This window comes from Kitasatospora sp. NPDC101176 (assembly GCF_044768035.1).
Classification (GTDB): domain Bacteria; phylum Actinomycetota; class Actinomycetes; order Streptomycetales; family Streptomycetaceae; genus Kitasatospora.
Genome location: NZ_JBIWPA010000022.1, coordinates 133666 through 145517, shown reverse-complemented (window position 1 = coordinate 145517; position 11852 = coordinate 133666). Strand labels below are relative to the sequence as shown.

The 11852-nt window shown below is 74.2% G+C and carries 14 protein-coding genes; 7 read left to right on the top strand and 7 right to left on the bottom strand.

The features are described from left to right. Window positions 1-180: 180 nt before the first annotated feature. Window positions 181-993, bottom strand: coding sequence for a dihydropteroate synthase (folP, locus tag ACIRS1_RS26735; protein ID WP_360213897.1), 813 nt, complete (start codon window positions 991-993; stop codon window positions 181-183). A gap of 179 nt (window positions 994-1172) precedes the next feature. Between folP and ACIRS1_RS26730 the strand changes: the two genes are divergently transcribed. Further along, entirely contained in the window at window positions 1173-1598 is a 426-nt protein-coding gene (locus ACIRS1_RS26730; protein ID WP_360213807.1) for a DivIVA domain-containing protein, read from the top strand. Further along, on the top strand, window positions 1595-2215 hold the full coding sequence (tag, locus tag ACIRS1_RS26725; protein WP_387904414.1) for a DNA-3-methyladenine glycosylase I: 621 nt from the start codon (window positions 1595-1597) through the stop codon (window positions 2213-2215). The genes ACIRS1_RS26730 and tag overlap by 4 nt, the downstream gene beginning before the upstream one ends. On the opposite strand, the gene ACIRS1_RS26720 is transcribed toward tag, so the two are convergent. Continuing rightward, window positions 2212-3012, bottom strand: a complete 801-nt coding sequence (locus ACIRS1_RS26720; RefSeq protein ID WP_360213811.1) for an enoyl-CoA hydratase-related protein — start codon at window positions 3010-3012, stop codon at window positions 2212-2214. The two genes, tag and ACIRS1_RS26720, sit on opposite strands and share 4 nt — an antisense overlap. A gap of 298 nt (window positions 3013-3310) precedes the next feature. On the opposite strand from ACIRS1_RS26720, the gene ACIRS1_RS26715 reads away from it, so the two are divergent. Then, window positions 3311-3478, top strand: a complete 168-nt coding sequence (locus ACIRS1_RS26715; protein WP_014137929.1) for a DUF3117 domain-containing protein — start codon at window positions 3311-3313, stop codon at window positions 3476-3478. 200 nt (window positions 3479-3678) lie between these two features. Here the strand turns inward: ACIRS1_RS26715 and ACIRS1_RS26710 are convergent, their stop codons facing one another. Continuing rightward, window positions 3679-4287 (bottom strand): O-methyltransferase, encoded by a 609-nt coding sequence (locus ACIRS1_RS26710; RefSeq protein WP_360213813.1) that lies wholly within the window; start codon window positions 4285-4287, stop codon window positions 3679-3681. A gap of 312 nt (window positions 4288-4599) precedes the next feature. On the opposite strand from ACIRS1_RS26710, the gene sigE reads away from it, so the two are divergent. The 4 genes from sigE to ACIRS1_RS26690 all read left to right on the top strand — a co-directional run bounded on the left by sigE (window position 4600) and on the right by ACIRS1_RS26690 (window position 7841). Further along, window positions 4600-5331: an RNA polymerase sigma factor SigE gene (gene sigE / locus ACIRS1_RS26705; protein WP_387904530.1), complete on the top strand. Its 732-nt coding sequence runs from the start codon at window positions 4600-4602 to the stop codon at window positions 5329-5331. Next, window positions 5328-6362: a zf-HC2 domain-containing protein gene (locus ACIRS1_RS26700; protein ID WP_402844215.1), complete on the top strand. Its 1035-nt coding sequence runs from the start codon at window positions 5328-5330 to the stop codon at window positions 6360-6362. The genes sigE and ACIRS1_RS26700 overlap by 4 nt, the downstream gene beginning before the upstream one ends. 162 nt (window positions 6363-6524) lie before the next feature. Beyond that, window positions 6525-6962 (top strand): sec-independent translocase, encoded by a 438-nt coding sequence (locus ACIRS1_RS26695; protein ID WP_402844212.1) that lies wholly within the window; start codon window positions 6525-6527, stop codon window positions 6960-6962. 201 nt (window positions 6963-7163) lie between these two features. Further along, the gene (locus tag ACIRS1_RS26690; protein ID WP_360213819.1) at window positions 7164-7841 is read left to right on the top strand and encodes a hypothetical protein; all 678 of its coding nucleotides are present in this window, start codon (window positions 7164-7166) and stop codon (window positions 7839-7841) included. Between the two features lie 139 nt (window positions 7842-7980). On the opposite strand, the gene ACIRS1_RS26685 is transcribed toward ACIRS1_RS26690, so the two are convergent. The 4 genes from ACIRS1_RS26685 to ACIRS1_RS26670 form a co-directional block, all read right to left on the bottom strand. Beyond that, complete coding sequence (locus tag ACIRS1_RS26685; RefSeq protein WP_360213821.1) at window positions 7981-9141, bottom strand: Mrp/NBP35 family ATP-binding protein; 1161 nt, start codon at window positions 9139-9141, stop codon at window positions 7981-7983. A 56-nt stretch (window positions 9142-9197) separates the two neighbouring features. Further along, on the bottom strand, window positions 9198-9842 hold the full coding sequence (locus ACIRS1_RS26680) for a DUF1003 domain-containing protein (RefSeq protein ID WP_363364279.1): 645 nt from the start codon (window positions 9840-9842) through the stop codon (window positions 9198-9200). Then, on the bottom strand, window positions 9832-11133 hold the full coding sequence (locus tag ACIRS1_RS26675) for a magnesium transporter MgtE N-terminal domain-containing protein (protein WP_402844207.1): 1302 nt from the start codon (window positions 11131-11133) through the stop codon (window positions 9832-9834). Before ACIRS1_RS26675 ends, ACIRS1_RS26680 begins: the two co-directional genes overlap by 11 nt. Before the next feature lie 130 nt (window positions 11134-11263). Further along, complete coding sequence (locus ACIRS1_RS26670; RefSeq protein WP_402844204.1) at window positions 11264-11803, bottom strand: hypothetical protein; 540 nt, start codon at window positions 11801-11803, stop codon at window positions 11264-11266. Window positions 11804-11852 lie beyond the last annotated feature (49 nt).

Here is an 11852-nt window from a genome sequence, read left to right as displayed (position 1 = left end):
GGTCCGATATCCGCTCACCCGCAGACGACTTGACCTGCCCCACCCTCGCCATACCCCAATCAACGAGACGACAGCGCCAAAGTCACTGGCATTGGATCTAGGCCCCGTCCGGCGGACGGCGCCCGTCGGGCCCCGGGCGGCACCCCCGCCCGCGCGGGCCGCGCCCCCCGGGGCGAGGGCTCACGCCAGGCCCCGGCGGGCGACCGCCGGGGGGCGAGTGCCCCGGATCGAGGCGACCATGTCCAGCACCTGGCGGGTCTCGGCGACCTGGTGCACCCGGTAGATCCGGGCGCCCAGCCAGGCCGAGACCGCCGTGGTCGCCAGGGTGCCGAGCAGCCGCTCGTTCACCGGCCGGTCCAGCGTCTCGCCCACGAAGTCCTTGTTGGACAGCGAGACCAGCACCGGGAAGCCGGTGGCGGTCATCTCCGGCAGCCGCCGGGTCGCCTCCAGCGAGTGCCGGGTGTTCTTGCCGAAGTCGTGCCCGGGGTCGATGACCACGGCGTCCCGCCGCACGCCCAGCTCCACCGCGCGCTCGGCCAGCCCGACCGTCACCCGCAGGATGTCCGCCATCACGTCCTCGTACCCGACCCGGTGCGGGCGGGTGCGCGGCTCCGCGCCGCCCGCGTGGGTGCAGACCAGCCCGACGTCGTGGCGCGCGGCCACCTCGGCGAGCTTCGGGTCGACCCCGCCCCAGGCGTCGTTCAGCAGGTCGGCGCCGACCTCGCAGACCGCGTCGCCGACCTCGTGCCGCCAGGTGTCCACGCTGATCACGGCCCCGGGGTGGCGCTTGCGCAGCTCGGCCACGAACGGGACGGTGCGCCGCAGCTCCTCCTCCACCGTGACCTCGTCACCGGGCCCGGCCTTCACCCCGCCGATGTCCAGGATCGCCGCGCCCTCGGCCATCGCACGGTCGGCGGCGGCGAACGCGGCCTCGTCCGCGAAGGTGGCGCCCTTGTCGAAGAACGAGTCCGGCGTCCGGTTGACGATCGCCATGATCACCAGCTCGTCGTCGCCGAATTCCCGCGGTCCCAGGCGCAGTGCCACCGATGTCTCCTCCACAGCTCCTGCGGGTGCGATGATGGCCCCCGGCCTCACTAGGGACCATGCTGTCATGATCAGTTTGGTAATCGGCACCCTGACGAGGAGCGGCCGGAAGTTCGGGAGGACAGCTCGTGTTCTGGGTGATCGTGGTCGCCATGGCCGTGGTGGTGGGTGGCGCCGCGCTGGTGGCGCTCGGCGGGGGCGGCTCGATGCCGGAGGCGGTGCCCGACCGCCTCGCGGCCCGCCTGCCGCAGGACCGTCCGCTGAGCAAGGCGGACGTCGACGACCTGCGGCTGCCGATGGCCGTCCGCGGCTACCGGATGGACGAGGTGGACGACGTCCTGGACCGCCTCGGCGCCGAACTCGCCTACCGCGACTCGCGGATCGCCGAACTGGAGGCCGCCGCCCACCTGCGCGGCGCGGTCGAGGCGACCAACGGCCCGGACGCCGGCGCCGAGCCGCTGCCCGGCCTGGAGGAGTTCGCGAAGGTCGTCGAACCGGTCGTCGTGCTCACCAAGGACGAGCCCGAGGACGCGAAGCCGGTGAAGGACCAGTGACCACCCCCGCGCAGGGGGCGGTGCTCGGTGCGGACGGCCTGCTCCGCTGCGGCTGGGGCGACTCCACCGACGACTACCGGGTCTACCACGACACCGAGTGGGGCCGCCCGGTGCACGGGGACGACGCCCTGTTCGAACGGGTCTGCCTGGAGGCCTTCCAGTCCGGGCTCTCCTGGCTGACCATCCTGCGCCGCCGGGAGGGCTTCCGCGCGGCGTTCGCGGGCTTCTCCATCGCCGAGGTCGCCGGGTTCGGGGAGGCCGACGTGGAGCGGCTGCTCGCCGACGCCGGCATCATCCGCAACCGCGCCAAGATCGAGGCGGCCATCGCCAACGCCCGGGTCGCCCGCGACCTGGACGGCGGCCTGGACGCGCTGATCTGGCGGTTCGCCGCCGCCCCGGACCGGCCGGCCCCCCGCACCCTGGGGGAGGTGCCGGCCGTCACGCCCGAGTCGACGGCGCTCGCGAAGGAGTTGAAGCGGACGGGCTTCCGCTTCGTCGGCCCGACCACCGCCTACGCCCTGATGCAGGCCTGCGGCCTGGTCGACGACCACCTGGCGGACTGCCACGTCCGCACCGGGGCCGCCGCCGGAGCGGCGGCGGGACCCGGCGGGTCCTAGCGGCCCAGGTAGGTCGGCTTCTCCTTGGCGATGAAGGCGCGGACCGCGATCCGGTGGTCCTCGCTCTCGCCCGCCAGGGTCTGCAGCTCGTCCTCCTTGTCCAGCAGCTCGTCCAGCGAGTGCGCGGCGCCGTACGCCAGCGACTCCTTGACGGCGCCGTAGGCCACCGTCGGGCCCTCGGCCAGCTCCCGGGCGAACACCCGGGCGGTGGCGGCGAGTTCCTCGGCGGGGACGACCTTGGTGGCCAGTCCCAGCTCCATCGCCTCGGTGGCCTTGACCGTCCGCGGCAGCATCAGCAGCTCGGTGGCCTTGGCGTGCCCGACCAGCCGGGGGAGCGTCCAGGAGGCGCCCGAGTCGGCGGTCAGGCCGATCCCGGTGAAGGCGGTGTTGAAGCCGGCCCGGTCGGACAGGATCCGGAAGTCGCAGGCGAAGGCCAGCGAGGCGCCCGCGCCCGCCGCCACCCCGCCCACCGCGGCGACGGTCGGCTTGCGCATCCCGGCCAAGGCCCGCACCAGCGGGTTGTAGTGCTCGGCGACGGTGCGCAGCGCGCCCTCGCCGGTCTCGTCGGCGCGCTTCAGCATCGTCAGGTGCTCGTTCAGGTCCTGCCCGACGCAGAACGCGCGCTCGCCGGCGCCGGTCAGCAGCACCGCCCGCACCGCCGGGTCGGCGGCCGCGGCGGTCACGGTGTCCCGCAGCGCGACCTTGGTCGCGACGTCCAGGGCGTTCATGGCCTCCGGGCGGTTGATGGTGATGACGGCCAGGCCGCCCTCGAGCTCGTACAGCACGGAATCGGACATGGGCGAGGGGCTCCCTTGTGATCGTCTCGGTGTCGGTCGTGTGCCAGGATGCCGGAGCACCCGTCCGGCTGGGGAGTGTGAGGTATCGCACCTTCCAGTGGCGTGCGCACGGCCGCCACGCCGGGGCTTATGACGGCAATTGCGGTGCTTGGGGGCGGTCCGGCCGAGGTTGCACCGAGAGTGATGTTGGTCATCAGGCCGTGGCATGCGGGATAATGGCTTCCGATCAATGCGTTCGATACCGGCGGTGGACGGACTGCCGGTGCGTAGCTGAGCGGTTGCAGGAAGGGGAACGAGCATGGCGGCCATGAAGCCGCGGACGGGTGACGGCCCGCTCGAAGTCACCAAAGAGGGACGGGGCATCATCATGCGCGTTCCGCTCGAAGGCGGCGGACGCCTGGTGGTGGAGCTCACGCCTGACGAGGCCGACGCCCTCGGCGAGGCCCTGAAGAAGGCCTGCGGCTGACCGCAGCAGGTGCTCGCCATCTCCTGGAGATGTGCCGCCGGGCCCGGGTACGACGTCATGTCGCCCGGGCCCGCGCGTTTCCCCGCCGCGACCGGCGGCGGGGCGCGGTCCGGTCCCCGGCGTTCGACGGGGTCGGCGCGTTCGACGGCCCCGGCGTTCGACGGCCCCGGCGCGTTCGACGGCCCTAGCGTTCGACGGCCCTAGCGTTTGACGGCGCAGAGCAGCCCGTCCGAGACCGGTAGCAGCGCCGGCAGCAGCGCGTCGCTCTCCCGGACGTCCCGGACCAGTTCGCGCACCGCGTGCGTCTGCGGGTCCTGCAGCTCCGGCTCGGCCAGCCGGCCCTCCTGGAAGACCCCCTCGAAGCAGACCATCCCGCCCGGCCGCAGCAGCCGCAGGGCCTCCGCCAGGTACTCCCGGGACTCGGCCGGGTCGCCGTCGCAGAACACCAGGTCGTACTGGCCGTCGGCGAGCCTCGGCAGGACGTCCAGCGCCCGCCCCGGTATGAACCGCGAGCGGTTCGCGGCGAACCCGGCCGCCTGGTAGGCCTCGCGGGCCAGCTGCTGGTGGACCGGCTCCGAGTCCACCGTGGTGAGCACGCCGTCCGGCCGCATCCCGCGCAGCAGGTAGACGCCGGAGACGCCCGTCCCGGTGCCGATCTCGGCCACCGCCTTGGCGTCCAGCGCGGCCGCCAGCAGCCGCAGGCAGGCCCCGCCGCTGGGGCCGATCGACCGTATCCCGGTGCGCGCGGACTGCGCCCGGGCGTAGGTCAGCACCGCGTCCTCGCCGACGTAGGTGTCGGCGAGGGCCACGCGCGCGGGCCCGAAGTCGCTGATGGCTGCCTCTTTCGGAGCCCCGGGTGACGGCCCGGCGCCGGGGGAAGTCGATATTTCCTGCCACAGATTACTGGCCGACCGGGAACCGCGTACGGCGGCGGGCCGTTGTCAGGGAGGACCGGGTACGGGAGACCTCCCGGGCACTTTTATCCGGGCTTGACGGGTGAGGTGGATATGGTGGTGGCCCTGCTGGGCAGAAGAGCCGACCGAGGAGGTGTGGCCGAGGGCGACGTCCCCGTGCGGCGGCACTCCCGCGGCACCGCGTCGGCCCGTACGCCGAAGCCCGTGATGAACCAGCCTGCGCACTCCGACCTGGACCAGCCGGCCGCCGAAACGCCGGCCGCCGGGACCACCGAGGCCCCCGCCCTCGCGACCTTCACCGAGGGCCCCGACGCGCAGACCTGGACTCCGCCCACGTGGGAGGAGATCGTCGAGGCGCACAGCGCCCGCGTCTACCGCCTGGCCTACCGCCTGACGGGCAACCAGCACGACGCCGAGGACCTCACCCAGGAGGTCTTCGTCCGGGTGTTCCGCTCGCTGTCGACCTACACCCCCGGCACCTTCGAGGGCTGGCTGCACCGGATCACCACCAACCTGTTCCTGGACATGGTCCGCCGACGCCAGCGCATCCGCTTCGACGCGCTCGGCGAGGACGCGGCCGAGCGGCTCGCCTCCCGCGAGCCCAGCCCGGCCCAGCACTTCAGCGACACCCACTTCGACGCCGACGTGCAGCAGGCCCTGGACACCCTCGCCCCGGAGTTCCGGGCCGCCGTGGTGCTCTGCGACATCGAGGGCCTCTCCTACGAGGAGATCGCCGCCACGCTGGGCGTCAAGCTCGGCACCGTCCGCAGCCGCATCCACCGCGGCCGCTCCCACCTGCGTGCCGCGCTCAAGCACCGGGCCCCCGGCTCCGCCCCCGGGCGGGAGCGCCGCGGCGGCTCGGAGGAGCCGGTGCCCGTCGGCGCCGCCGCCGTCGAGGGCGCGGTCGCGCCCGGTGCGCGCGGACGGAGGCGATCGTGAGCGGAACCGGCCGGTCAGGGCCGGGCCAGTCGGACGCGTCCGGCCGGTCCGCCACCCGGCGGAGCTGGGCCCTGCCGGGCCGTCGCGGCCACGACGAGCCCGCCGAGCCGGTACCCCCCGCGGTCGCGCTGCCGGGCGAGACGGCGCTGCGCGCCGTGCCGGTGCGCCCCACCGAGCCCCCCGCCGAGGAACACCACCTCGGTGAGCGCCTCTCCTCGTTCCTGGACGGCGAGCTCGGCCACGACTCGCGCGAGCGCGTCCAGGCCCACCTGGCGACCTGCCCCCAGTGCCTCGCCGAGGCCGACGAGGGCCGCGCCGTCAAGCACCTGCTGACCCGCACCGGCACGCCCGGGCCGTCCACCGGGCTGATGGCCCGGCTGATGGCCGTCGGCGCCCTGCCGGACGGCGACCCGGCGGACACCGACTGGCCGGCCGGCCGCGGCGGCCGCGGGGACGACGACGACCTGCCCGGCGGCGGTACCACGGCCCCCGGCACGCTCGGCGGCAGCCGGCTCAACGGCGGGACCTTCGGCCGCGGCGCCGGTGCCTCCTTCGGCGCGGGCGCGCTCGGCGCCGGAGCCCCGGTGCCCGGGGTCGACCCGCGGGCGTTCGGGCGCGGCGGCGCGGTGCTGCGTCCGCTGATGGGCCGGCGCTCGGCCCGCCCCGACGCCGCCGGCCACCCCGCGAGCCCCGTCCCGGCACGGGCGGCCGCCGCCCAGGTGCGCGCCGCCGCCCCGCGCGGGCGCCGCTTCGTCTTCGCCGCCGCGGGGGCCTTCTCGGTCGCCGCGGTCACGCTCGGCGGTGTCGGCGGCCTCAGCACCCAGGGCGAGGACCAGCACGGCACCTCGGTCAGCCCGGCGGGCAGCAACGGGAGCACCGGCCGCAGCGGCGGGCTGGTCCCGATGACCGGGCAGGTCCCGGTGGACTTCCCCGGCCGCCCCGTCGCGGCGACCCGCAACGCGACCCCGCCGCCGGCCCCGGAACGCCCCCCGGGCGGCCTCGTCGCCCTGCACCAGGAGACGGGCTACTAGGGCTGGGCCCGGGCCCCGAGAGCCCGCCCATCGTCCGGACTCCGGCGCGACGGCCCCGGCCACCGGCAGGTCTTTACCACGGCTTCATCACAGCGTGGACCAGGGACCCGCCGGTGGCCATTACCCTGTAGGAACCGTCGTCCGACGAGCTAGGGAGCTTAGGTGTTCAGCGATGTAGGCGGGCTGGAGATCCTGACCCTGATCGTGATGGCGATCATCATCTTCGGCCCCGACAAGCTCCCGAAGCTGATCCAGGACACCATGGGCTTCATCCGGAAGGTCCGGTCCTTCGCGGACAACGCGAAGGAGGACATCCGCAGCGAGCTCGGCCCGGACTTCAAGGACTTCGACTTCGAGGACCTGCACCCCAAGACCTTCGTGCGCAAGCAGCTGCTGGGCGGCAACGAGGACCCGCTGGGCCTCAAGGACATGAAGGACTCGCTCGACCTCCGTTCCGTCCTGGACGACAAGCCCGCGGCGCCGGTGAACGGCCGCAGCGGCAGCGTCAGCTTCGACAAGCCCGCGGCCCCGGCCGCGGCCGCCGCGGGCGCCCCGCTGCAGCCCGGCGAGCGGCCCCCGTTCGACCCCGACGCCACCTGAGCACGTACCGACCGCGCCCCGCCCGGCCGCCCGGCTGAGCGGGGCGCCGGCGTGTGCGCCGCTATTGTGCTGATTGCTCCCGATGAGCCGTCCGTCACATTCCGCCCGGTCGCGGGCCGGGAACGGCCCCCGGGAGCGCCGCGGTACGCCACGATGGGAGCGCGCCACGGCAGGCAAACGTGCGGTTGAGGAGGTCCGGGGATGGACGCGACGAGTCAGTCGGTGGGGACGACGGCCACGGCCGGCGGCCCGGTGGTCGGCGGGCAGGCCGGTCCGGCGGACCCCCTGGTGCCCTACCTGTCCGCCGACTTCCCCTGGTACGGCCTGGACGACGGCTGGACCGGCCGCCGCTACCTGATGCAGGCCGGTGCGGGCGGCCCCCGCGCCGGGGCGGCCGGCGGCGTCGACTACGGCACCCTCGGCCACGGCGAGGAGCCGGCCAGACAGTACGAGCCGCGGGACGTGCGCCGCTTCGCCGTCGTGGTCACGGTGGCCCGCCGGGACAGCCGCCGCAGTGCCGACAACACCGGCACCCTGGAGGCGACCTCCGCCTCCTCGGCGGCCTGGCTGGCCGGCTCCGGCCTGCTCGCCTCGACCTGGCCCGGCCAGCTCGACCGGGCGCTGCGCCAGGACTGGCTGGACCAGCAGAGCAGCCTCGCCTGGGACCTCGCCGACGACCTGGCCGGCCCCGGCTGGTCCACCCTGAGCCTGCCGGTCAACGGCCTCCCGCAGCCCTTCCGCTACCGCGAGTCGGAGTACGGCTGGGTGCTCGCTGGCGAGGCCCCCGGCGTCCTGCTCGGTGCGTACGGCCGCGGCGTGAGCGCCTACGGCGCCGGCTTCGCCACCGTCCCGGACCTGGCGGCCTACACCCGCCCGTAGGCCCCGTCGGGCCGGTCCTGCCGGCCGTTCCGGGGCCCGCGCCGGTCCGCCCGGCCGCCGCGGACGCCGGAGGCCGGGTGGTGGGCACCACCCGGCCTCCGGCCCGTCGGTCCGTCAGTTCCGCCCCGTGGGCCCGGGGTCAGAACTTGTTCTTGGGCGTCAGGCCCAGGGAGAGGCCGGACAGACCGCGCTGGCGGCCGCCGAGCTTGCCGGCGACGGCGCGCAGCGCGGCGCCGGCGGGGGAGTCGGGCGCGGCGAGCACGACCGGGCGGCCGTCGTCGCCGCCCTCGCGCAGGCGGACGTCGATCGGGATCGAGCCGAGCACCGGGACGGTCGCGCCGACGGTGCGGGTGAGCGCCTCCGCGACGACCTGGCCGCCGCCGGTGCCGAAGACGTCGATCATCTCGTCGCAGTGCGGGCACGGCATGCCGGACATGTTCTCGATCACGCCGACGATCTTCTGGTGGGTCTGCACCGCGATGGTGCCGGCCCGCTCGGCCACCTCGGCGGCGGCCATCTGCGGGGTGGTGACGATCAGGATCTCCGCGTTGGGGACCAGCTGCGCCACCGAGATCGCGATGTCGCCGGTGCCGGGCGGCAGGTCCAGCAGCAGCACGTCCAGGTCGCCCCAGTACACGTCGGCGAGGAACTGCTGCAGCGCGCGGTGCAGCATCGGGCCGCGCCAGACGACCGGGGCGTTGCCCGGGGTGAACATGCCGATCGAGATGACCTTCACGCCGTTCGCCTGCGGCGGCATGATCATGTCCTGGACCTGCGTGGGCCGGCCCTCGACGCCGAGCATGCGCGGCACGCTGTGGCCGTAGATGTCGGCGTCCACGACGGCGACCTTCAGCCCGTCGGCGGCCATCGCGGCGGCCAGGTTGACGGTCACCGAGGACTTGCCGACGCCGCCCTTGCCGGAGGCGACGGCGTAGACGCGGGTCAGCGTGCCCGGCTTGGCGAACGGGATCTCCCGCTCGGGGGCGCCGCCGCGCAGCAGCTGGGAGAGCTCCTTGCGCTGCTCGTCGCTCATCACGTCGAGCTCGACCTCGACACCGGTCACGCCCGGGACCTTGCCGACCGCCTCGCGGACCCGGGTGACGATGGTGTCGCGCATCGGGCAGCCGGAGACGGTCAGGTAGACCGCGACGTGCACGGCGCCGTCCTCGGCGATCGCGACCGATTTCACCATCCCGATCTCGGTGATCGGGCGGTTGATCTCCGGGTCGTTGACGGTCGCCAGCGCCTGGCGTACGGAATCCTCCGTGACGCCGGCCGCGACCTCTGTCTCGTTGGCCATGCCTTGATGGTACGGCGCGGGGGGTGCCCCTTAACCAGTCGGTAGCGTGCCGCCGGTCACAGCGCCTCGGCGGACTCCCGGCGCTCGTCGATCTCCTTGAGGAGCGACTGGAGTTCGGTGCGGATGCTGCCCAGCTCGGAGGAGATGAAGGCGCGGGTGGCGACCTCCCCGAGCCCGTGGCGCAGGGCCGCGACCTCGCGGGTCAGGTACTCGGTGTCGGCGATGTTGCGGTCGCTGCGGGCGCGGTCCTGCTCCATGTTGACGCGGTCCCGGTTGTCCTGGCGGTTCTGCGCGAGCAGGATCAGCGGGGCCGCGTAGGAGGCCTGGAGGGACAGGACCAGGGTCAGGAAGATGAACGGGTAGCTGTCGAACCGCACGTCCTCGGGCAGCAGGGTGTTCCAGGCCACCCAGATGATGATCACCACCGTCATCCAGACGATGAACCGGCCGGTGCCCAGGAAGCGCGCGATCCGCTCGGAGAGCTTGCCGAACGCCTCCGGGTCGTACGAGGGCAGGCTGATCAGGCCGGGCCGGGCGGTGCGCGGCTGGTCGAGCCGGCTGCGCGACGGGCCGGTGGAGGACGTCTCGGTGCGCCGCTCCCGGCCGCCCTCGCGGTTGCGCAGCTCCCGGAGCTGGCGCAGCTCGCTCTGGAGGCGCTGGCGGGGGGACTCCTCCCGCCGTCCCTTGCGGTCAGCGTCCACCAGGCACCTCTTCCCTCGTGTCGTCGTCCTGCGCATCGTCGTGGCCGTGCAGGGCGGCCTCGCGCCAGTCCTCGGGCAGCAGGTGGTCGAGCACGTCGTCGACGGTGACCGCGCCGAGCAGGTGGTCCGCCTCGTCGACGACCGGCGCCGAGACCAGGTTGTAGGTCGCCAGGTAGCTGGTGATCAGCGACAGCGGGGTGTCCGGCGGCAGCGGGTCCAGGTCGTCGTCGACGAGGGAGCCGACCAGGACGTACGGGGGTTCGCGCAGCAGCCGCTGGAAGTGCACGGTGCCCAGGTACTTGCCGGTCGGGGTCTCGTTCGGCGGCCGGCACACGTACACCTGCGCGGCCAGCGCGGGCTTGTGGTCGCGGACCCGGATCCGGGCGAGGGCCTCGGCCACCGTGGCGTCCGGCTCCAGGACGACCGGTTCGGTGGTCATCAGACCGCCGGCGGTGTTCTCCTCGTACGACAGCAGGCGGCGGACGGGCTCGGCCTCGTCCGGCTCCATCAGCTGGAGCAGGCGCTCGGCCTCGTCGCCGGGCAGTTCGGAGAGCAGGTCGGCGGCGTCGTCCGGGTCCATCGCCTCGAGGATGTCGGCGGCGCGTTCGTCCTGGAGCTTGCCGATGATCTCGATCTGGTCGTCCTCGGGCAGCTCCTCCAGGACGTCGGCGAGCCGCTCGTCGTCGAGGGCGGCGGCCACCTCGGCCCGGCGCTTGGCGGACAGGTGGTGCATCACGCTGGCGAGGTCGGCGGCGCGCAGCTGCTCGAAGGTGGCCAGCAGGTTGGCGGCGCCCTGGTCCTGTTCGGGCAGCGCGAAGCCGGTGACGTCCTGCCAGTCCAGGGTGAGCCGCTCGCCCTTGCCCTTGCGCAGCCGGCCGGCCCGGCCGATCTGGACGAAGACCTTGCTGATCTCCCACTCGCGCAGCCGGGTCTGCACCATCCCGACGTCCAGGACGGTGACCTCCTCGCCGGTCTTGGACCAGGTGACGGTGCGGTCCAGCAGCTCGGCGAGCACCATCGTCTCGGACGGGCGCTGCTCGAAGCGCCGCAGGTTGATCACGCCGGTGGTGAGCACCTGACCGGACTCCATGCTGGTGACCCTGGTCATCGGCAGGAAGATCCGGCGCCGGCCGACCACCTCGACCACCAGCCCGAGGACCCGCGGGGGGCGGCCGCCGAGCCGCAGCGAGACGACCACGTCCCGGACCCGGCCCACCTGGTCGCCGTTCGGGTCGAACACGGCGAGCGCCGAGAGGTGGGAGATGAAGACCCGGGTACCTGGCCCTGCCATGAACTCCCTCGACTCGCTCGACGCCGGTGCCTGGCACGCCGGGGCGCACCCGGGGCCTAGGCTACCCGCGCGTCGGTGCCCCGGCCCGACGAGGCACCGTACACAGCGGCGGGGGCCCGGGCGTGAACCTTTAGCGGCGCTTGAACAGCAGTTTGGGCAGACCGGCCGGGATCGGCCGGCGGGTGGTGGCCGGGGTGTCCATCGGCCGGGCGGCGTGCGAGCCGTCCGGCATGGCGTCCGGGCGTTCGGTGAGGGCGCCGGCCGGCTCCAGCCGCAGCACCCGGCACTCGCGGGCCCAGCGGTCGCCGATGGTGTCGGTGTCGGGCGCGTTCAGCCGCTTGCCCTTGAGCTCCTCGACGGCGCCCAGCCAGGCCTCGCCGTTCGGGGCGAGCTCGGACACCCGGGCGTTCCAGCCGGTCAGTCGGCCGCCCTTGTCCTTGCTGCGGACGGTCACCACCGCGTCGGAGCCGGCCACCAGGCCGTGCAGCGGCTGCTCGCCGCCGTTGCCGACCACCACCACCGCGCCGTCGTGCCAGGCGTGCCAGAGCGGGCGGGCCTGCTCCTGGCCCTCAGCGCGGACCCAGAGGAGGCCGGACTTCTTCGCGGCCTCCTCCAGCAGGGCCTGGTCGAGGAAGTCGTCGGAGGTCGCGGCGGCAGGCGTACGGTCCATGGCGGACAGCGTACGGCCTCGGGCTCGCCCGCCGTCCACGGAGTGTCTC

Bases quoted from the DNA above. Each gene is read 5' to 3' on its own strand.
- ACIRS1_RS26715 (WP_014137929.1), top strand. From the start codon at position 3,311: ATGGCGGCCATGAAGCCGCGGACGGGTGACGGCCCGCTCGAAGTCACC.
- ACIRS1_RS26685 (WP_360213821.1), bottom strand. From the start codon at position 9,141: ATGGCCAACGAGACAGAGGTCGCGGCCGGCGTCACGGAGGATTCCGTA.
- ACIRS1_RS26720 (WP_360213811.1), bottom strand. From the start codon at position 3,012: ATGTCCGATTCCGTGCTGTACGAGCTCGAGGGCGGCCTGGCCGTCATC.
- ACIRS1_RS26670 (WP_402844204.1), bottom strand. From the start codon at position 11,803: ATGGACCGTACGCCTGCCGCCGCGACCTCCGACGACTTCCTCGACCAG.
- ACIRS1_RS26675 (WP_402844207.1), bottom strand. From the start codon at position 11,133: ATGGCAGGGCCAGGTACCCGGGTCTTCATCTCCCACCTCTCGGCGCTC.
- folP (WP_360213897.1), bottom strand. From the start codon at position 993: ATGGCGATCGTCAACCGGACGCCGGACTCGTTCTTCGACAAGGGCGCC.
- sigE (WP_387904530.1), top strand. From the start codon at position 4,600: ATGAACCAGCCTGCGCACTCCGACCTGGACCAGCCGGCCGCCGAAACG.
- ACIRS1_RS26690 (WP_360213819.1), top strand. From the start codon at position 7,164: ATGGACGCGACGAGTCAGTCGGTGGGGACGACGGCCACGGCCGGCGGC.